General features: G+C 24.5%; 23 protein-coding genes. 21 read left to right on the plus strand and 2 right to left on the minus strand.

Going from position 1 to position 22522, the window contains the following annotated elements; all coding sequences use genetic code 4:
• Positions 1-136: 136 nt before the first annotated feature.
• The 4 genes from C6B38_RS02335 (at position 137) to C6B38_RS02350 (ending at position 3147) form a co-directional block, all read left to right on the plus strand.
• A complete protein-coding gene (locus C6B38_RS02335; protein WP_105298501.1) occupies positions 137-790 on the plus strand; it encodes a hypothetical protein in 654 nt (217 codons plus the stop codon).
• Positions 791-1195: 405 nt separating this feature from the next.
• A complete protein-coding gene (locus C6B38_RS02340; protein ID WP_105298502.1) occupies positions 1196-1456 on the plus strand; it encodes a hypothetical protein in 261 nt (86 codons plus the stop codon).
• 226 nt (positions 1457-1682) lie between these two features.
• Complete coding sequence (locus C6B38_RS02345; RefSeq protein WP_105298503.1) at positions 1683-2300, plus strand: hypothetical protein; 618 nt, start codon at positions 1683-1685, stop codon at positions 2298-2300.
• A 391-nt stretch (positions 2301-2691) separates the two neighbouring features.
• Complete coding sequence (locus C6B38_RS02350) at positions 2692-3147, plus strand: hypothetical protein (protein ID WP_105298504.1); 456 nt, start codon at positions 2692-2694, stop codon at positions 3145-3147.
• A 293-nt stretch (positions 3148-3440) separates the two neighbouring features.
• Here the strand turns inward: C6B38_RS02350 and C6B38_RS02355 are convergent, their stop codons facing one another.
• Both C6B38_RS02355 and C6B38_RS02360 read right to left on the minus strand, forming a co-directional pair.
• Positions 3441-4799 (minus strand): MFS transporter, encoded by a 1359-nt coding sequence (locus tag C6B38_RS02355; RefSeq protein ID WP_105298505.1) that lies wholly within the window; start codon positions 4797-4799, stop codon positions 3441-3443.
• 338 nt (positions 4800-5137) lie between these two features.
• On the minus strand, positions 5138-5593 hold the full coding sequence (locus tag C6B38_RS02360) for a hypothetical protein (RefSeq protein ID WP_105298506.1): 456 nt from the start codon (positions 5591-5593) through the stop codon (positions 5138-5140).
• A 547-nt stretch (positions 5594-6140) separates the two neighbouring features.
• Here C6B38_RS02360 and C6B38_RS02365 point away from each other — a divergent pair.
• From C6B38_RS02365 to C6B38_RS02440, 17 genes are all read left to right on the plus strand, one after another.
• Positions 6141-6440, plus strand: a complete 300-nt coding sequence (locus C6B38_RS02365; protein WP_105298507.1) for a hypothetical protein — start codon at positions 6141-6143, stop codon at positions 6438-6440.
• Positions 6441-7138: 698 nt separating this feature from the next.
• A complete protein-coding gene (locus C6B38_RS02370; RefSeq protein WP_105298508.1) occupies positions 7139-7468 on the plus strand; it encodes a hypothetical protein in 330 nt (109 codons plus the stop codon).
• Complete coding sequence (locus C6B38_RS02375; RefSeq protein ID WP_105298509.1) at positions 7456-8130, plus strand: hypothetical protein; 675 nt, start codon at positions 7456-7458, stop codon at positions 8128-8130. Before C6B38_RS02370 ends, C6B38_RS02375 begins: the two co-directional genes overlap by 13 nt.
• A gap of 971 nt (positions 8131-9101) precedes the next feature.
• Positions 9102-10106 (plus strand): ETX/MTX2 family pore-forming toxin, encoded by a 1005-nt coding sequence (locus C6B38_RS02380; RefSeq protein ID WP_162475817.1) that lies wholly within the window; start codon positions 9102-9104, stop codon positions 10104-10106.
• 286 nt (positions 10107-10392) lie between these two features.
• The gene (locus tag C6B38_RS02385; RefSeq protein ID WP_105298511.1) at positions 10393-10656 is read left to right on the plus strand and encodes a hypothetical protein; all 264 of its coding nucleotides are present in this window, start codon (positions 10393-10395) and stop codon (positions 10654-10656) included.
• A complete protein-coding gene (locus C6B38_RS02390; protein WP_105298512.1) occupies positions 10643-11419 on the plus strand; it encodes a ParA family protein in 777 nt (258 codons plus the stop codon). Before C6B38_RS02385 ends, C6B38_RS02390 begins: the two co-directional genes overlap by 14 nt.
• 2 nt (positions 11420-11421) lie before the next feature.
• Positions 11422-11673, plus strand: a complete 252-nt coding sequence (locus C6B38_RS02395; RefSeq protein ID WP_105298513.1) for a hypothetical protein — start codon at positions 11422-11424, stop codon at positions 11671-11673.
• Between the two features lie 234 nt (positions 11674-11907).
• Entirely contained in the window at positions 11908-12318 is a 411-nt protein-coding gene (locus C6B38_RS02400; protein ID WP_105298514.1) for a lipoprotein, read from the plus strand.
• Positions 12319-13200: 882 nt separating this feature from the next.
• Positions 13201-14490 (plus strand): lipoprotein, encoded by a 1290-nt coding sequence (locus C6B38_RS02405; protein ID WP_105298515.1) that lies wholly within the window; start codon positions 13201-13203, stop codon positions 14488-14490.
• A 447-nt stretch (positions 14491-14937) separates the two neighbouring features.
• Positions 14938-15330 carry a hypothetical protein gene (locus tag C6B38_RS02410; RefSeq protein ID WP_105298516.1) on the plus strand — a complete coding sequence of 131 codons (393 nt, stop codon included), beginning with the start codon at positions 14938-14940 and terminating at the stop codon, positions 15328-15330.
• A gap of 17 nt (positions 15331-15347) precedes the next feature.
• A complete protein-coding gene (locus C6B38_RS02415; protein ID WP_146693269.1) occupies positions 15348-16403 on the plus strand; it encodes a hypothetical protein in 1056 nt (351 codons plus the stop codon).
• 237 nt (positions 16404-16640) lie between these two features.
• A complete protein-coding gene (locus C6B38_RS02420) occupies positions 16641-17228 on the plus strand; it encodes a replication-relaxation family protein (protein WP_105298518.1) in 588 nt (195 codons plus the stop codon).
• Positions 17229-17479: 251 nt separating this feature from the next.
• A complete protein-coding gene (locus C6B38_RS02425) occupies positions 17480-18547 on the plus strand; it encodes a hypothetical protein (RefSeq protein ID WP_105298519.1) in 1068 nt (355 codons plus the stop codon).
• A gap of 484 nt (positions 18548-19031) precedes the next feature.
• The gene (locus tag C6B38_RS09355; RefSeq protein ID WP_146693270.1) at positions 19032-19298 is read left to right on the plus strand and encodes a hypothetical protein; all 267 of its coding nucleotides are present in this window, start codon (positions 19032-19034) and stop codon (positions 19296-19298) included.
• Positions 19299-20594: 1296 nt separating this feature from the next.
• Positions 20595-21017: a hypothetical protein gene (locus C6B38_RS09360; protein WP_146693271.1), complete on the plus strand. Its 423-nt coding sequence runs from the start codon at positions 20595-20597 to the stop codon at positions 21015-21017.
• 424 nt (positions 21018-21441) lie between these two features.
• A complete protein-coding gene (locus C6B38_RS02435; RefSeq protein ID WP_105298521.1) occupies positions 21442-21663 on the plus strand; it encodes a hypothetical protein in 222 nt (73 codons plus the stop codon).
• A 278-nt stretch (positions 21664-21941) separates the two neighbouring features.
• Positions 21942-22415 (plus strand): hypothetical protein, encoded by a 474-nt coding sequence (locus C6B38_RS02440; RefSeq protein ID WP_105298522.1) that lies wholly within the window; start codon positions 21942-21944, stop codon positions 22413-22415.
• The last annotated feature ends 107 nt before the right edge of the window (positions 22416-22522 follow it).

Here is a 22522-nt window from a genome sequence, read left to right on the forward strand (position 1 = left end):
TATTAAAATAACAAAAATTAAGTCTATATCAGCGTTGAAATAACCAAAAAGAATGATTCTTTTTTAGATTTTGGAAAATATCAACACTGATAAAGGGTTTAAATATTGTGAAAACCGTAGAAAGGAGCATATTATTATGCAAGAACTAACACAACAAACAGAACAACTCAATTATCACTTTGTTGAGATAAATGGGTTTAGTTATAAAGTGATTAATCAACTTGATGAAAATAAACATATCTCTAATTTTTACTTACCGAAAAAATGTGTTCGCCAACACCCTACCCGCCAAGATAGTTATAAAGTCAAAATTTATGACAAATTTATTTGTGTGCCTAAAATAATGTGTTTCTTAGACAAAACTGGTAAATACTTTTTGGTTGGGGTTGATATGTATTTTACCTACTGAATTTATAACACGCGTGATAATAACAAATATCGCTTGGCGGGTTATCAAGCAATTAATGACACAGCAATTAAAGAATTGCATTATTTAACTGTGGCACAACGCAAATACGAAAAAGAACAAGCAACTAACCCATTTTTAAGTGGGTTAACTTACCAACAAGCACGCAAACAAATTTGCGCTGAAAGCAACAAATTAAAAGCAGAATACCAATCTTTCGTAAAAACTAAGTATTCTGTTAATTCCAATAAAAACCGAGCAAGAGAAAATAATTCTCTTGTTGATAATTATAACACTGTTTACGAAAAAAACAAGGGCGCCCCACCAGAAATGTCCGAAGAAGAACTTAATGAGTTATTAGGGGAGTTAGACAACCTAGACTAACTCCCCTATCGAGTTCTTCACCCCCTACCAACAAAGCACAGAACTTGCATAAAACCACAGAGTAGCAAGACAACGAATAAACAAAACCAAGATATGGTCTTCATCATATCGTTTTTGCTGTTTGGCAAATCACCAATTTTTATTATACCTTTTCTTCCAATAGAAAACCAAAATAAATACCATTACTATATCAAAACAAAATATTTAATAAATTTTATATACTTTTAAAATATATTTATTAGTATTTTATTCAAAAAATATTAAATATTTAGAATATATAGTATAATTACTGTGTAAATATTTACTGTTTTTAAATACAGTAATATAATCTTGTTTATACTTCGGAACGACAAGCGTGGTTGGTAAGGAATTGCTGATATAGGCGAGTTAGAAAAAATATTGCTGATGATAAATCGTTGGGGATACTTAAATACAGAGCAAATCGGTTTATTAGTTAATAAGAAAAAACGGGCGACCGAAGAACTTTTAAAAACATTACATAAAAAAGGTTTGATAAAAGTTGACCAACATATCCATCGTAATATTTATTATCTTTCTGATAAGGGAAATAATTTTGTTGGGAGTGAACACAAAAAAGCAATTAAAATAAATTGCTATGAACTCCCCCAAAAATATGCTTATCAAATGAATTGTCGCACAAAATAACATTATACATTAGAGGTTGTTATTAAAAATATTGTTGTTAAGATGAAAGTATAAAAATAGAAATATAATTTTATAGTATAAAAACACAAAATGCTTAAATTCCTTGTGTTTCTGTAAATTATTGTATCAAATTTTAATATATCATATCAACCTTTTTAAATTTATGGAAATAATAAGGAAAATAAGTCTATTATTTCTATTTTTATAAAAGAAAGGAATGATATATATGAAAAAACTACTAAGTTTAGTAGGAGCAGGTATGTTAGCAGTTAGTGCTGTAGCACCCCTTGTTGCTAATACAACATACGAACCAAAAACAGAAGAAGTAATTTCATCAGAAGATAAAGTTGAAACAACAAAAGACTTAATTTCAGTACAAGAAGAAACAATTTCAGATCATGGAAAAGGAATTAAGAAAAAAGATTTAACAGATGAGGAACTTCATAAAATTATTGATATTGCTTTAAAAGAAAAAACTCACGAAAAACAGGCTTTAAAACTTGTTAATGAGTTAAAACAATATAATGATTATGGAATAAATGATTATATTGTTAATGACATATCGTCTTCTACATGAAAAATGAGTAATGATGTTTGTAGAGTTATTGATAAATTAATAACTTTAGCTGATTTTTTAACATTAGATAAATATTTAAATAAACTTTTTGATAGTATGGGTGTTACAGGAACTGTTATAAAAACAATTTATGAATTAATTAAAAATAATTGATCTGAAAATAATCCTTTATCATATAATAAAGGTAGTGGAATTGCTATAGATTTTAATTGTTTAATTTATATTCCACTATCTATTAATAAAATATCATCACAATTACTTGTTTAAAATTATCTGTGGGAATAGCAAAATGATGTTATTCCTATTTTTATTGAAGATAAAAATAAAAGATATATAGAAAGTAAAATTATAAATGATACCTATATTGATATAAATAAATTACCAGATATCCCAGAGCAATTAAATAATACAAAGGATTTTAAAAATATAAAACCATATATAAAAAAGGAGCAATGAAAAATTATATTTGAAGGTTTTTATTTACTACCTAATTTAAAAATTATATATTTTAACGCAAAGCATCGGCGACTTTACCCAACACGGCGAAAATGTTAAACGCCAAGCACGGGGAATAATTGAACAGTGTACTTATCAATTTATTCATCACTTGAATTCAATTGGGTTGCAAAACTATACTGAATTATTGACTGATAACAATATGATAAATGCGTATGAGAAAAATGTTATTTTAACTCCTAAAAAGGGCTTGTGCTTATTTAGTATTAATGATAAGCGGTATATTTTGCAAGTTATCGCAACAACCGAAGAAATCAAAGTAATTGAAACACAAGAAGACATTAATAACTTAGGAAAGGAAATATATTTTATGGAAAAAAAGCAAAGCAATTGAACAACAGTTAATATTATGGCACGCAGAAAACTAAAATGCGAAACCGAAAAAGCAGTTTTATTTTCTATCCCCAAGCATAAAGGTTTATCGGTGTGAATTAGTAAAAAATGCATTCACGGTTCGCGGAGTGGTAAATCACTTGTTGTTGGTATCAAAAGCACAGATGAATATATTATCTGATTATATGATAATGACGCTAAAATACATATCAAAAGTGAAATTTGGCAAGGACAGTTTTTTAAAATATCGCACAGTATATTTTAAAAAATTTTATAAAAAAAAGATAAAATTTTAATTATTTATAATTCACAAAAATTTAAAAAAAATAGGTTTGTTAATTTTGTTATTTACTTTCTTAATCATTATTTTCAGAGAATAATTTAAAAAAATTATAAATAATAAAATAAACAAGCAAAAATAATTATTCAAATAGTTATTTTATTTGTATTTTTTAAAAAGTTTATAAACTTTAATTATAAAATTTAGATTAAAATTGCTTTAATTTATAATTTAAAATTATTTAATTAATATAAAATATTTATTAAAAATTAAAACAACTAAATAAGTTTATTATTTTCATTTTTTCCTAACAAGAAAACCAAACAAATAATTGATAATAATATACAAATATAAAAGTAATAAAAAACATATGTTCAATTATTATTATAATTATAAATTTGTGGTATTAAAATTTTAGACATTACTGCGTCACCAAAATAACCCGCTAATCCAGTAAAGCCAGCTGCTGTTGCAGCTGCTTTCTTATTTGTTAATTCAATTGCGGTTGCCCCTATCAATGATTGAGGAATATAAATTCCAAATCCCGAAATAATTAAAGAAAAATATAATGTTAACATACTTTTTAAAGGTGCTAATTGAAACATTATTAAACCAATAAGAGTAAAAATTAAACCTATAATCATTACGGGAGCTTTACAATTTTTGAAAAATCACCGAGAAACATAAGCTGATAATATAGCCCCAATCATTCCCGATCATTCAAATACTGATCATAAAATTTTACTATTTTTTAATCTTATATCATGAATATCATAAACAATTTGTAATGACCATGATGAAATTCCTTGTCGTAAAACATAAACTCAAATATTAGTACAAGCCAAAATTCAAATAAATTTATTTTTTAAAACATATTTTGTAAAAATTTCTTTTCAATTAATTTCATTCTTTTCTTTTATGTTTTCTGGTATTCCTTTTCATTTTTCAATTGTTGGCAATCCTTCACTTGTTGGACGATCTCGTAGTCCTCAAATGATTATAGGAATAAATAACAAAGCAATACAACTTGGAATTCAATAATATAAACCAAAAATTTTAGATTCTGGATCTAATATTTCAATTAAAGGAATTATTATTAAAGGTAATAAACTACCACCTAAACCATGTCCTATATTTCAAATTCCAATTTTGACAGTGCGTTCTTTATCATCAAATCAATGTGAAAACATTCTTGCTGTTCCCGGCCATCCCATTCCCTGACTTAAACCTAATAATGACATTAAAAAAATCATTAAAACTAATGGAGCAATACTAATCTTACCACTTCAAATTTGAATTACACCGCCTAATGCTAAATTAATAATTACACTAATTATTAGTCCAAAACACACAACAACTCTACTTGAACTTCTGTCAGCAAAATTGCCAATAATAAATTTAGAACATCCATAAATAATAGCAAAAAACATACCAATTAAGGCAAAATGTTCTTTTAACATTAAATTTTCTTGCATTAATTTATTTCCACTTAAATCAAAACTTTTTCGAGTAAAATAATATAATATATAAGTTAAAGAAGCAAAAAATAAAATTTGGTTCCTTTTAATAATAAATTTTTTTCTTATTTGTTTTGAATCACTAAATAATATTTCTTTATCTTTTGGCGGTTTAAACATTTTTTATATCATTCCTTTCTTTTATATAAAAATAGAAATAATAAGCTTATTTTCCTTATTATTTCCATAAATTTAAAAATGTTGATATGATATATTAAAATTTGATACAATAATTTACAGAGACACAAGGAATTTAAGCATTTTGTGTTTTTATGCTATAAAATTATATTTCTATTTTTATACTTTTATCTTAACAACAATATTTTTAATAACAACCCCATATTTTAAAATAAATAAAAATTTTGTGATGAATCACAAACAACGATATCAAAACAAGCAACAAAAAAACCTTATAAAATAAGATTTTTAAGTAGGTATAATAGATTAAAATATTTAAATTAAAATGGTCATCAACTTTTTAAATAATTTGTTGCAGATGAAATATAACTTTCTGTTGTTTTTAGTGTTTCACTAGCAAAATGTTTGACACTATCTCAATGCTGATAAGCATAATAACCACCATAAATTGCTGCACCAATTGCTAATGAAATACCCAAAGTTTCAGCCGCCGTTCCTAAGGAACCAGCAAGAATACTACCATCAACAACACTTGATGTTGGTAATATTTCAGCAGATAATATACTATCTTCTTTAAATAAAGGAATATTTTGTCAAATATTTACTACTTCATAATTACTATTTAATTCTTTAAGAAAAACAGTTTTTATTTCTAAAATAATATTATTTTCTAATTCTATTTCTGAAATTACATTATTTGTAGTAGCGCTGGCTGTTGTTCCTACTCCGCTACTAATAATTCCGATTGAACCTAAAATACTTAATAATGTTCCCATAATTTTATTCCTTCTTTCTATTAAATTATTATTATTTTGATAACGATAATGTCATTTGTAGGTTTTATCTTCCTTATTTATAACTCTTTTTTTAAAAAAAAGCAATAAAAATATTTAAAAAATTAAAACAATCTAAACAAGTAAAATTAAATTCTATGACTTGCAAAATTAACTTAATTTTAAAATTTAATGAATTAGCACAATAAAGAAAATTAAATAAAACAATCTCTTATAAATAAAATTTTAAGATATTGTTTTAATAGATTGGAATAATAATGGGTGTTATAAATATTTATTTTATTTTTAAAAAACGTTACCAAATAGTAAGTTATTTATTAAAAAAATACAAGTTAACCCTAGTTACTTTACTTAGATGTCTTAATTTAAAAATTAAATAAATAAATTTTTAAAAATTGTTATAAATAAGTTAATATTATATTAAAGTATTTTTATTTTATTTAATTTATTAACTATTAATTTCTTTTATTAGCTTTAAAAATTATTATTTATTTATAAAATACTTTAATTAATGAAAGGAATTTTTAATATGTATAGAAATTTTCAAAACAATAATTTATTTACAAAAGAAGTAAATATTATTTTTGCTGATAAAGCAGTGTTCAAAACAATTACTGATAAAAACAATATTCAACGTAATTTATTTTCATTTTATGTAAATGATGACGGACAAAATATTAAATGTGTTACTTGAAATGAAACTGCGGATAATTTAAACAAAGTATTTAATAAAGATACTAAAACAATTGAAATTAAATATCTTCACAAAAATAACAAAAACACTGACGAACTTGAATATAGTGTTAGAGAATTTAATATTATCAATTAAATTATGTTATATTAACCACGATGTATATAAAATACATCACCTTTAATAATTTAGGTTTAAATAAAACACCTTAGTAAAATAAGGTGTTTTATTTTTTAACAAAATATTTGATAAATTTATTTATCTGTTATACAATGTAGTTATTAGCATTTAAAAATGCTATGACAATTAAAAACGGAAACACAATGATTTTTGAACAACAACTGTGTTTCCATAGACATCTTAACATATTTTATTTACCTTAGAATATGTTGTATCAATTATTATAATGTTGGTGGAAATGGCGGTATGTTATTTCCCTTTTTATTTGTTACAAAAAGGAGTTGAAAATAAATTATTTAATTTCCCTTGTGGTAGAATAAAAACAACTAAACAAAAACAAAGAAAAATGACTCCCACGTCATTCTTCTATACACCTATTAAGCGGTTCATCACGCCACTTAACTAGGGCTTATTGATTTAACCCTTACCGTTTTATGGTAGGTCAGTTAAATTATAACATTTATTTAATTTTTGTGTATAGGTAGAGTGATAAAAAAGTCATTCTACCTATTTTTTTATTTAAATATTAAAATAACAAAAAAAATCAGTTTATATCAGCGTTGAAATAACCGAAAAGAATATATATTTATTTTGGAAAATATCAACGCTGATATGGGTCTTAAATTCGCTTAAAACCGCAGTAAGGAGGTATTTATATGAGTATTAGTCGAAAAATCAAAAAGAACAAAAGAAAAGACTTATCAGATTACTATGTAATTGATTATAAACAATGATGAAATGACATAAAGTATAGTATAGAAAATAATATCTGCGATATTTGTAAAGATATGATAGTCGGAGAAAATCATTGCTCGTGTAATCGTTTTATCTGTAATGAACATTTTAATTTTGATAAAAATATTTGTCATTATTGTTGTAATCCTGATGAAGTTATATCTCATCTTTGAGAATTTAGAAAATTTCAAGAAGCAAGTGAAGAAAATGAAAATTTACCCTTAGAAAGGAAAACATTATGGAAAATTTAATTCAACAAGCAGAACAAGTTAATTATCATTTTGTCAATTTGCCAACGGGTAGTCAGTTTAAAGTATTTAATCAGTTAGATAATCAAAAACACATGTGTAACTTTTTTGTCCATAAATCAGATATCTACAAACACACAACACTTTCAAATAAGGTTCGTGTTGGAGATAACTTTATTAGTGTTGGCAAAAAAGACATCCGCGTTACCAAAACAGACCCTAATTGGTTTAATCTGGGGGTGCGTGTTTTTGGAACATATCATATTTATTATGCCGATGGAACGCGTATCAAAGCTACTGGGTGGGATGCAATGATTAAAACTAATATGTACAAATTCCATCACTTAAATACGCTGCGCCGTCAATTTGAAAAATGACAAGCAATTGAACCTCGCCTTCGTAAGTTTAAAAACCGCGAAGAATTTTTGGCTGACATTGATAAAAAATATCAAACTGAACTACAAGCAATGGCCAAACAAAAAGCAGAATACCAAGCTTCAATCAAAGCTAAACATTCTGCTACACACGCCAATAATCACAATAGAGAAAATAATTCTCTTGTTGATAATTATAACACTGTTTATGAAAAAAACAAGTGCGACCCACCAAAAATGTCCGAAGAAGAACTTAGTGAGTTATTAGTGGAATTAGACAACTTAGACTAACTCCCCTATCGAGTTCTTCACCCCCCCTACCAACAAAGCACAGAACTTGCATAAAACCACAGAGTAGCAAGACAACGAATATAATACTAAGATATGGTCTTTATCATATCGTTTTTGCTGTTTGGCAAATCACCTACTTTTATTATCCATTTTCTTCCAATATATTCCCAAAACTATTCCTATACTATACCAAAACTAAATTTATTTAATAAATTTAGCAGTAATTTTATTTTAAAAACGATAAATATATTAAAATTTAAGATATAATTACTATGTGAGTATTTACTGTATTAAAATACAGTATTATAATCTTGCTTATGCTGCGGAACAAAAACATTAAGCCGAAACCCCGCACTCCCAATGTTGTTGATAGCACGGGGTTTCGGCTTAATGTTTTTGTTCCGCAGTGGTGGGTTTTATTGGTTATGTTAATTGCAATTAACATAACCAATAAAACCCACTTAGTTCCTTTTTTCTTTTTGCCCGTGCCCTTAAAAGAAAAAAGCGAACACAAAAAAGAAAAAAACCCACCCGGTTAGTAAGACAAGCGTGATTGGTAAGGAATTGCTGATATAGGCGAGTTAGAAAAAATATTGCTGATGATACATAATATTCAGTTATTTTTAACGATTTATTAATAAAATATTTGGTACTATCTCAATGTTGATAAACATAATAACTATGTGTGAAAAGAGTTAAACACATATGAAATTTGAAACAAATAAAAAAAATAAATTTTCATTTATTTTAAAATATGGGGTTGTTATTAAAAATTTTATTGTTAAGATAAAATTATAAAAATAGAAATATAATTTTATAGCATAGAAACACAAAATGCTTAAATTCCTTGTGTTTCTGTAAATTATTGTATCAAATTTTAATATCATATCAATTCTTTTTAAATTTATGGAAATAATAAGGAAAATAAGCCTATTATTTCTATTTTTATATAAAAGAAAGGAATGATATATATGAAAAAACTACTAAGTTTAGTGGGTACTAGTATGTTAGCAACTAGTCCTGTAGCACCTCTTGTTGCTAATACAAAATACCAACCAAGCACAGAAGAATCAATTTCATCAGAAGATAAAGTTGAAATAACACAAGAAAAAAATGGAAATGATGAATTACCAATTCCTAATGTAGGTAATTGAGATTTATCAACCGGACCAGGATATTTTGAATATTTTTGATATTGTCTTAATTATTTGCATAATTTGAAGGATCCTACACATAAAAATAATATAGATCCTAATGAGTATTGAGCAAATAAAGCTTCCAGTCCTTATTGTCTTTTTACAGATAGTTATTGATGAGATGAAAATGAGCAACAAAATTGAGTTGAACAAGGTAAAGGTATTATTAATATACCAAAAATAACAAATGAAAAAAAAGATGAACTTGATCATGCTCATGATGCTCTAATAAATAAAACTGATGAAGCACAAAATTTATCCACATCTTCTTATACTCACCAACAAACAGTAGGGAATTCTTTAACATTAGGAGCAAAAATAAGTACTACATTTGAAATTAATGCAATTATTGAAAATACAAAATTAACTGCTGAAATTAGTGCATCTGGTACATGAACAGATACTGTGACAGATACTTATAATGCAACTACTCAAAAAATAAACGTACCAGCTCATTCTGAAATTGATGTGGATTATTTTTTCTATAAAACAGTTGATCAAGTTGATACATGAGTATATCAAAAATATAATACAGACCAGTATTTGTATTTGGTTATTCCCTATGAAGGAGATAATGTTGCGTGCAATCTTTCTGTACAAAGAATATTTGATATGATGAAACAATATGAAAATACAGATTGAATTTTTAATATTCTAAACGGATATGTTAAAAAATTCAATGGAGATTTTTATATTAAAACACTACCAATTTCATATAAACATGATGGAACAGAATTTGATGTAGTTGTTTTTCCTGCAAAACCAGCACTTAATCAATAAACAAATTAAAATATAATGTTATTGATATTTTTTAAAACCCTTATAAAATAAGGGTTTTTTGTTGCTTGTTTTGCTATTGTCCTCTGTGGCGCATTGAACATTATTTTCGCGGGTAAATGGCAATAAAAAAATAAAAACTTGATTTTAATAAATTTTATTATATTATACTATTAATACTAAATTTAGTATTAATAGTATAATATAATAAAAACTTGATTTTAATAAATTTTATTATATTATACTATTAATACTAAATTTAGTATTAATAGTATAGAAAGGAAACAATATGCCCAATAAAATAAATAAATTAATAAAAGAAACCATAAATAATAATGATATATATAAAAATAATTCTAGTTTTAAAAATGTTAAAGAGTTTAAAAAAATAAATGAAATTAATGTTATGCCTAGAATGTTATGTAATGTGGAATTAGTACAAAAATTTAGAAATTTAGCAAAACAGAAACAATGAACGAATACAACTCTTATGAATAATATTTTAAAAGATTATTTTGATAGATTGGAGAATAGTAAAAATGAAGATGATTAGTTTTGCAGTAAAAAAAGGTGGGGTCGGAAAAACGACATTATGCAAAAATGTTGCCTATAAATTATCCCTTGATGGGGCAAAGGTTTTATTAATTGACCTTGACCCCCAAGCAACCTTATCAACCAATTTCTCAAATAATAATTATGATTATAAAAAAAATATTATACCTTTAATTACAAATGCAAATTTAATAACTGTTGATAAAATTATTCAATCAACAAAATATAAAAATATTGATATTATTGTTGGGGGAGAAGAAATAAATTCAACAACAACTTTAATAAATACTTTTTATAAAACTGAAAAAGATAAATATTTATTTGCTGATTTAATTTATGAAATTAATGAAGAAATATTGGATTGTTATGATTATGTGTTGATTGATTATCCCCCAACAATACAAGAGTTAGGAATAAGTTTTTTGATGTTATCTGATTTAATAATAGTACCGTTAACTGATGATGGAGGTTGTTATAAAGGGGTATTAGATTTAAAAAATACTTTAAATCATATTGCTAAAATTATTAATAAAAAACCACCAAATATTAAGATTTTATTAAATAATGTAAAAAATAATGATGTTACAGAAACCATTTTGGAATGATTAAAAAATGATAATCTTACTCAATATTTATTAAAATGTGAAATTAAACACTCAGATACTTTTTCAAAAAACACAGTTAAATTAGACACAATATGGACTAACCCTACATATTGGCGACAGAAACAAGCATACGAAAAACTCATCAAGGAAATCAAATAACAATGAAAATAGATGAAAATATTTGTTTAGTTCCATATTGTCAAGAAAATAATTCTATTATTGAAATAGATAGTCCTTTTTGTATAGAACACTCAGAAAAATTTAAAGACTTTGCCAAAAACTATGATGGCAGAAATCAAATAAAAAATATGTTAAGAACAGATATAAAATTATCAAATGAATTAATTATTAATATGATATCTTGTTTTTGTGATGAAGAAGAAAAAAAATATCAGCAATTATGAATGAATTAAAATTGTGAAAAAATAGAAAATAAAGAGACTATCAATCATAATTTAATGTTTGTCGATGTTGATTTACAAAAATGCTTGAATTGTAGTTTTACGATTCAAAAAATCGATGATGAGTAATTTACGATTAACAGAGGGGATAACAACTGCGGGGAATAACTGTATTGTCAATAAAAATTTTTATGATATTTTATATATATAAAAAAATAACAAAAATATAAGAAAGAAGTGATATATATGAAAAAAATACTAAGTTTAATTGGAGCTGGTATATTAACAACTAGTGCTGTAACACCTCTTGTTGCTTGTACTCCAACAAGAGTAGCAACAAATGAAGAAATAGCAAATAGAGTTGCATATCTATTTACACATGAATCAGTTACAAATGCTTCTGAGAAAAAAATAACTTTTGAAGTTGATAAATTACAATCTAAAGATTTTTATTTAAAAAAATTAAAAGAATTAATTCCAATAAAAATATCAGATTTTTATGATAAACATTTAGTTGTTGGTGGTGAATACCATGTTGATTATGATAATTTTAATAAAACAAAAGTAAGTTTTTATAATGATGAAAATAGTCCAGAAGATTTTTTTTGACTTAAAAATAAAGTTAATTTTTATGTTCAATATAATGAATTTAAATAAACCAATAAACCAATACAAATAACAATAAACAGAAAATTAGATAGTAAAGATAGACCTGATAGAATTGATTTAGGTACAATTATAAGCCCAAATACTAAACCAACAAAAGATGAACTAATAAATAAAATTATACAAAAAAGTGATGAAAATAATTTTATTAAAAATTGAATACGAAATTATGACTATGTTTATAATATAAATAATATAACTGAAACAACAGCTAGTATTTATTTTAAAATAAATTTGAGTGAATTATCTAGTTGAAGCATTAATATACCATTAATTTATACAATAAGTATTATACAATAAGTAAATAATTATAAAATATCTTGGTAAAATAAAATTATGTTATAATTTGTTTACCAAGATATTTCTATCTTTGGTACTTACTTTGTCCAAATGTATCAAATATAGCAAATATAAAATCTTCTCTTTTAAAATAAAAAACTAGATATAAAAATGTATATAGTGTATAATAAAAAAAATAAATAAAACAAATTAAAATTTGGTGATAGTAATTTATTGTTCAGATAAATTACTATCGTGGAAACACTAGTTAACACCTAGCGTTTCCACAGACAATTTTAACATATTTTACTGGGGTATTTTGTTTGTCCTTTTGATACTCTTGTGAAATATGTTAGAAATTGCTTGTGGGAATAGTGCGGTTGTGCTATTCCTATTTTTATTGTTCAGAAAGGAATACAGAAATGAAAAAATTATTAAGTATCTTAACAATAACTATGCTTCCGAGCGGCAAGTTATTTATTAAAAATACAAGTTGACCCCACTTGTTTAGATGTTTTATTTCAACACTTAAATAAATAAATTATTTTAATTTATAAAAAAAATATTATAATTAATAACTAGGGAGAAAAAATAATGAAAAAAATTTTAATTTTCTTAAGTGCAGTTAGTTTAACTGTAACCGGCGCAAGTAGTGTTATTGCTTGTAAAAAAACAAAAGAAAAACAACATGAAAAAAGAACAAAAGAAAAAGTATTAATGCCAGTTGTTGAAAAATTAATTCTCACAAATTTAACACTAGTACAACCACCAAATTCTGTAAAAAATAAAAGAAGTATTAATTTCGAAAAAGAATTTAATTTTTATAACGGGTTTAAAAAACCAATAATTAATTTTGATAAGATAAAAAGTAAAATTATTTCATTTTTTAAAGACAATTATAGCAATGATTATTTTATAACAGATAATGGATTATATTTTTTAAAAAATAAAAATAATAAATTAATAAAAATTAAGAATATTAATAGTTCAAATATTTGGTATATAAATTTTGATTCAAAAAATAATATGTATTTTTCTATGTATAGTGTTTCGCTCGGTTCTAGTGGTGGAGATATATATATGTTAAAACATAATGAAACTACTGCACAAAAAATTAATGGAATAAATGAACGTATTTTTAATATTAACATTGATAATAATAACAATGTTTATTTTGATTCAAATAATGGGTTGTATATTTTGAAATCTGGTGAAACAAATGCAATTTTAAATAAAGATATTAAAAAATATGGTTTTTATAAAAAAACATTAGGGTTTGATGAAGAAAATAATTTATATTTTACAACTTTGAATAATACATATGTTTTAAAAAATAATGAAAATGAACCAAATAAAATAGATAATTTAAATGATGAAGTTACTTCTTTATTTATAAATAAAAATAAAGTTTATTTTGCTACTGTTAATGGAGCCTATTTTTTAAAACAAGGTGAAACAACAGTAACAAAAATAAACGGTATAGAATTTTTAAATAAAAATAATAAAGTAAATTATTTTTTATTTGATAAAAAATATATTTATATTGGTTGTTTATATAAAACTTATATTTTAGATTATAATTACAAAATTATAAAACTACTTCCTAATTCACATTGTTATATTTATAACAATAATGGCAAAATTTATTTTGGAACTGGTAGAGGAATATATAAGTTTAATCCAAATACAATGAAATACCAGAAAATAAAAATTAAGAATATTAATAATTTATATGATAGCGATGATGAAATTATGGATATTTATTATATTAATGATAATATTTATTTTAAAGAATATACACGACAAAGCATTAATTTTTATAAAATTAATAGCAACGATCTTGCAGAAAAAATAGATAACCTTGATAAAATATTAATTCAATAAATAAAAAATATAGTTTTTATAAAAAAACATTAGAGTTTAATGAATAAAAAAAGGAACTACAAATTTATTTTTCTATTTATCATAAAAACTTATAACAAATTATTAAAAAACCACACCTATAAATTAGATGTGGTGCAATAACATTAGTAAGTGACTTCTTCTCTTACTGCTTCTTAAATTTTATATAAAGTGATAGTAATTTATCTCGAAAATAAATTACTATCGTGGAAACACTAGCTTGCTACTAGCGTTTCCACAGACAATTTTAACATATTTTACTGGGGTATTTTGTTTGTCCTTTTGATACTCTTGTGAAATATGTTAGAAATTGCTTGTGGAGATAGTGCGGTTGTACTATTCTCTTTTTTATTTAGAAAGGAAAACAACAATTAAAAATTACTAAGTATTTTAACAATAACTACGCTGACAGCGAGCATTACCGCCCCGTTGCTTGCCAACACACCCGCAACCCGCACCTTGACATCTAAGTCAAATAATGCCTATCTACCATTAAAACAAATAAACGGAGTTAATGATAAAGTTCAATCAATTACAATTGATAGTAAAAATAATATATATTTTGGCACAGGTGAGGGTGCGTTTGTGTTAAAACACGGTGAAACAACACCAACAAAAATAAATGGAATAAATGGAAATATAATTTCGCTTGTTGTTGATAGTGAAAATAACATTTACTTTGGTAAATTTGATGGTGCATATAAGTTGTCTGCGGGGTCAAACACACTAACCAAAATAAATGGAATAAATAATAAAGTTAATTCAATTACAATAGATAAAACAAAGTATCTTTATTTTGGTACTGAACTGGTGCATATATAATACATTCAGCATTAACATTGTTGGAATGGGTAAAAACACAAAGTAAGTTTGCGTTGGTTGATAGTACAAGAACGCAAACTTGGACTCGCTCCGACCTGCTTAGTGTGGACGGGGAGTTAAACATTGATATTGCCAACCCCAACATTGATAAATTTATTTTTGATAATGTCCAACAAGCACAAACAAGCAAACAATGAAAAATCAATGTTAAACCCGAAATTGCACCGAGCGACCATAATTTACAAGTAATGCTTACTTTAGATGGTAAACAATATACGAGTGAAATTATTGTTTCTATGCAAGCAAAAATAGACCCACCAACACCAAGTAAGCAAGAAAATTTAAGTGAGTTAATTAAAACGACTGATTTAGGTAATATCATCAATAACAATGATGACACTATTTTTGCAGCCGTTAATCAAAAAAACCACAATGTTATTGATGATTTTTCGCAAATTGAAATAACCAAAAAAGATAATCATTCTGCAACTTTAACCGCGAAAAAAGATAGTAAAAGTTATGCGGGTTCGGTTGATATAACTTATAATGTTGTTTCAGCAACGATAGTTGACTTAAAGATTGATGTAACAGCAACATCATCAACCGCAACGGTAGTGAAAGATTATCTTGGTCAAATTGATACAATTAATATCACAAACCCAGTTAACACTTTTTACTATGCAAGTAGTGAAAGTATTATCACAATGGTTAAACCAACACCAAGCAGTGTGATAACTGGCGTTGTCTATGGTTGTGATGATGAATGAAATAAAACATCACAATCAAGCACGATTGACTCAACAAACGGGATAAAACTTGATGGGTCGCAGTTAGCAACAACAAATGGTAAATATGTTGTTGAACTATCTGATAATCTAGGTCATACTGAAAATGTTTATTTACAAATAAACGAAAATAAAAAAGATATCAAAGAATATTGAAATACGGATAATGGCAAACAGTTTGAAATATGAGCGAAAGCAATAAGATATGGTCTTTATCATATCGTTTTTGCTGTTTGGCAAATCACCGATTTTTATTATACCTTTTCTTCCAATAAAAAACTAAAATAAATACCATTACTATATCAAAACAAAATATTTAATAAATTTTATATACTTTTAAAATATATTTATTAGTATTTTATTCAAAAAATATTAAATATTTAGAATATATAGTATAATTACTGTGTGAATATTTACTGTTTTTAAATACAGTAATATAATCTTTTTTACACTGCGGAACACAAACATTAAGCCAAAAACCCACCCGGTTAGTAAGACAAGCGTGATTGGTAAGGAGTTGATGTTATGGGGGAACAAGAAAAAATATTGCTGATGATAAATCGTTGGGGATACTTAAATACAGAGCAAATCGGTTTATTAGTTAATAAGAAAAAACGGGCGACCGAAGAACTTTTAAAAACATTACATAAAAAAGGTTTGATAAAAGTTGACCAACATACCCATCGTAATATTTATTATCTTTCTCATAAGGGAAATACTTTTGTTGGTCGTGAACACAAAAAAGCAATTAAAATAAATTGCTATGAAATGCCCCACCAAGATATGATGATTAAATGACTTTGTAGTCAAACCGATATCGAGCACTACCAAACAGAGCGGGATCTCAAAATGGAAAATGGTAATCTCAACGCCTACCCTGACTTAATTATTTATAAAACTGATGGAACAATTCAATTAGTTGAGTTTGAACGCACACGAAAAACCCCCGAGCGGTTTAGAAAAAAACTTGATGGTCTCCGCAAATACTATAAAGACAACTACCAAGTCCACTGAATTACCCCAACTCAAGCCGTCGCTAACTGAATTGAAAATCAAATCAATAACTATGCGTGACAAGAACTAAACACCTACGAAATCTGAAACAACAAATAATAAAAAAATAAAATAAATTTTTATTTATTTTAAAATAGAGGTTGTTATTAAAAATATTGTTGTTAAGATGAAAGTATAAAAATAGAAATATAATTTTATAGCATAGAAACACAAAATGCTTAAATTCCTTGTGTTTCTGTAAATTATTGTATCAAATTTTAATATATCATATCAACATTTTTAAATTTATGGAAATAATAAGGAAAATAAGTCTATTATCTCTATTTTTATAAAAGAAAGGAATGATATATATGAAAAAACTACTAAGTTTAATAGGAACTGGTATGTTAGCAGTTAGTGCTGTAGCACCCCTTGTTGCTAATACAACATACGAACCAAAAACAGAAGAAGTAATTTCATCAGAAGATAAAGTTGAAATAATACAAGAAAAAAATGAAAAATTATCAAATGTAAATAGAAAAAATTTTAATTTAACAAATTTAGTAAAAAGTGAAAAAACAATTATTTCAAGCACAATTGATAGTGCAGGAAATATTTATTGGGCAACTTTTGATAATGAAAGTATTACTTTACCTGGAGAAAAAATATGAAAATATAATATAAATACAAAAGAAAAGAAAGTTGTTTGAAAAAACAAAAATTTTAAAGTAGATAGTTTTCAATTAGCTGTTGATAATAGAAAAAATTTTTATTTAGGTTCTAGTGGTGGAGTAATAATTCTTAATAATGAAAGCCAAGCACAGCAAATGCCACTTGTAGAAGGAAAAACAAATTGTATCTTTGTTAAAGAAAATATAGTATATGTAAGTACAATGGATGGTTTATATAAATATGATATAGAAAATAAAAAAACAGGAAAAATAATCTTACCAAATAATTTAATCATTGATACCATTTATTTTGATGAAAAAAATAATCTTTATTTTGGAATTTATAAATCTGATTTTGCTGGTGGATATGTATTAAAAAATGGAAAAAATAATATAGAACCTATTTTAGGAAATAAAGATTTTAATAAAGATATTACTTATCAAATTATTGAAATCAATAGCGACCAAATATATTTTAATGTTTTTAGTACAAGTGAAAAAAATAAATTGTTTAAAATTTTTTTAGGTAAAGAAAATAAAACAAATTATTTAATAACAATTCCTAGAAATTCTTTTATTTTTAAAATAGATAATAAAGAAACCGGACTTTTATCGGAAGAAAAAAATAATATTAAAATATCAATTTTAGAAGAAAATAAATTTATTAAAGAATTATATAAATTTAATAGCATTTCTTTTAGTAAATTCCATATAAATAAATTTATTTATTTAATTAATAATAATAATATAAATCTTATTAGTTGATAAAAATGTATGATTTTTGCAATAATTTATAATATTATTTAATGAAAATAATCTTTAAAAACCTTATAAAATAAGGTTTTTTTGTTGTTTGTTTTGCTATTGTCCTCTGTGGCGCATTGAACATTATTTTCGCGGGTAAATGGCAATAAAAAAATAAATATTAATTTTATCGTAATTATTTTATATAAATAATTATATTTACTATTTAAAGTATAAATAATTATGCCAAATATAGATAAAGAAAAAACAAATATAACCAAATGAGCGATTATTAGATTATCACGCTTCAAAAGGTTTTTATAAAATCGACCAACATACAAGAAAAAACATTTATTATCTTTCTCATAAGGGAAATACTTTTGTTGGTCGTGAACACAAAAAATTAATTAAGATAAATTGCTATGAACTCCCCCACCAAGATATGTTGATTAAATGACTTTGTAGTCAAACCGATATCGAGCACTACCAAACAGAGCGAAAGCTCAAAATGGAAAATGGTAATCTCAACGCCTACCCTGACTTAATTGTTTATAAAACTGATGGGATAATTCAATTAGTGGAATTTGAGCGCATACGAAAAACCCCCGAGCGGTTTAGAAAAAAACTTGATGGTCTCCGCAAATACTATAAAGACAACTACCAAGTCCACTGAATTACCCCAACTCAAACCCTCGCCAACTGAATACAAAATCAAATCAATAACTATGCGTGACAAGAACTAAACACCTACGAAATTTGAAACAACAAGGAGTAATTTTTAGGCGAGCGGTTGATTTATAGTAATTTACATAAAATTTAAAAAATCACCGCGAAACCAGTTTAGTAAAAATAATAAAATTATGGTAAATTTAATATGTATATGATTTTAAAATTAGTTTTAAAATAAATTACTTTAATTATTTAAAATAATTAAAATTTAATAGAAAAATAAATAATATGAAATTTACATCAGAAATAAAAAAAACTGAAAAAAACATATAAATCAATTAAAAAGGGTCTTAATTCTTTTTTAGGGATACTTGGTTTTAATAAAAAAGAAAGTTACGATTTATCACAAAAAATTTCTGAAAAAATTCACAAAGAAATATCAGAATATTATAAAAACAAAGGTGTTGATGAAAAAACTAAAAAATCATTTGATTTAGTGATGTTAGAATTGAAAAGGGAAAATAAAATGAAAAATCAAAAAATGCAACCATTGACCCCAACACCAGTGTCTAAAAATAATAATCTTAATGCAGATTTGGATAAAAAAATCGTGCAGAAAAATATAAGGATATTAATACTGAATTTAACCAATTATTAAAACCAGTTTCAGAAGATTCAGTAAGTTTATCTAGCTACCATTCGGCATTAGATTCAGAAGAAATTGAAAATGAAAGAGAATAAAAACTCTTTTTTATTTTGTATCAATTAAATGAACTAAATACTCGCAATGCTAGTGAAATTATTAACGGTTTACTACAAAAAGATAAGAATACTAATTAATTTTTATGTTAATATTATTTTGTATAAAAAATTTATTAAATATTAACTTAGCAAAATACAACAATAAGTTCATAATGAATAACTAATTAAATTTTTTAGAAAAGGAAATAATGACATGAGTAAAAAAAATGTTAGTTTATTTAAAAAACATAATAAAATAGTTAGAAAATATTTCAAAAATGATATTCCAACTTTTATATGATTTATTTTTGATCAAATAATATTTTTAATAATATCTATACTATTTATATTAAATTTGTTTTCAAGTTTAGAGCAAAACATAACCTCATATATAATAATTTGTGGGAGTTTTTATTTACTTTTAAAATTTACTTATACAAACTGAACTACAAAAAATAAATTTTTTAAAAAAATATTTATATTTGATTACAAATTAAAATTAAATAATCAAAAATTTAGAGCTCAAAGAAGTTTAGAATTTGTTCCTATATGATTTTGAATCTGTATAATTTTTTATAATTTTATAATAGTTGTTTTTATAAATTATGAAATAAATAATTTTTTAAATAATAAAATAATAAGTAAAGCATTATTAGAATCAATGTTAAACGTAATGTTAATACCATCTTTTTTAAATTCATTTCAAAAGTTGACTCAATCAGATAAACAAGTTGAATCTAATTATAATAATTTAATTAAAAATCAATATTTTTCAAACGAATCACTTTTTAAAGATGCAAAATTCGTTGAAAATTATTTAAATGTTGAATTTAAAAAAAATAAATTAACTTCAAAAAAAGGTTTATTTATATTTATAAATAGTAAAGATTTAAATGAAAAAGATGTTTTAGAAATTAAAAAAATAAATGAAAAAATTTTAAATGAATATTCTAACCTTTGATCAAATTATTATGAATTACTTGAACAAAATTCAGTAATGAAATTTTCAAGCAAAAGAAATAAAAGGTTATTTTGAATAGAAAGAATATATGATCATATATTTTTAGATTTCTTTAAATTATAAAAAATTTTTAATAACAATTTATTAAAAGATAAAATATTTAACCAAGAAATAGAATTAGGAGGCAATGAAATAGTTATACATTTCAATATAAATATAGTTAATCAAGCAATTCACAATTTAAAAGAACAAGAAATAGATTTAAATTTATTTTAATACTAAGCAATAAAATATTTATTGAACTCCAATTTTAAATGAAACTATTATTGAAAAACACACTATTAAAAATTAATTATTGTGATTTTGATGAAAAGGTCTTATATGAAAGGTTTTTATATTTTTATTTTTCACAACATTATAATTTTATATTTTATATATATTTAACTGTCAACACTTTTGATGAGCTAAGTATTTTAACGCAAAATTTTATTACTTTTTCATATAAATGTTGTATTAAAAATAATACACAAAATGCTATAAAAAATTATTGAATATTGATTTTTCTAAAAATTTACTTAACTATTTTCAAATTAAAAAATTCAATGAACTAGCATTAATATATCTTAGAGAAGAAAAGTTTATTAATTTTTTATTAGCAACAGATGACATTATTAATATTGAAAAAATTATTAAAAATAATATAAAAATATATCAAAAAATAAAAGAAAAGAAAAATGACCCAGCAGTCATTCTTCTATACACCTATTAAACGGTTCATCACGCCACTTAACTAGGACTTATTGATTTAACCCCCACCGTTTTATGGTAGGTCAGTTAAATTATAACATTTTTTAATTTTTGTGTACAGGTAGAGTGATAAAAAAGTCATTCTACCTATTTTTTTATTTAAATATTAAAATAACAAAAATTAAGTCTATATCAGCGTTGAAATAACCAAAAAGAATGATTCTTTTTTAGATTTTGGAAAATATCAACACTGATAAAGGGTTTAAATATTGTGAAAACCGTAGAAAGGAGCATATTATTATGCAAGAACTAACACAACAAACAGAACAACTCAATTATCACTTTGTTGAGATAAATGGGTTTAGTTATAAAGTGATTAATCAACTTGATGAAAATAAACATATCTCTAATTTTTACTTACCGAAAAAATGTGTTCGCCAACACCCTACCCGCCAAGACAACTATAAAGTCAAAATTTATGACAAATTTATTTGTGTGCCTAAAATAATGTGTTTCTTAGACAAAACTGGTAAATACTTTTTGGTTGGGGTTGATATGTATTTTACCTACTGAATTTATAATACACGAGATAATAACAAATATCGCTTGGCGGGTTATCAAGCAATTAATGACACAGCAATTAAAGAATTGCATTATTTAACTGTGTCTGATCGCCGCTACGAAAAAGAAGAAGCAACAAACCCTTTTTTAAGTGGGTTAACTTACCAACAAGCACGCAAACAAATTTGCGCTGAAAGCGACAAATTAAAATAAGAATACCAATCTTTCGTAAAAAACAAGTATTCTGTTAATTCCAATAAAAACCGAGCAAGAGAAAATAATTCTCTTGTTGATAATTATAACACTGTTTACGAAAAAAA

Origin of the sequence: Spiroplasma sp. ChiS (genome assembly GCF_002968355.1) — a bacterium.
In the GTDB taxonomy this organism is placed as follows: domain Bacteria; phylum Bacillota_I; class Bacilli_A; order Mycoplasmatales; family Mycoplasmataceae; genus Spiroplasma; species Spiroplasma citri.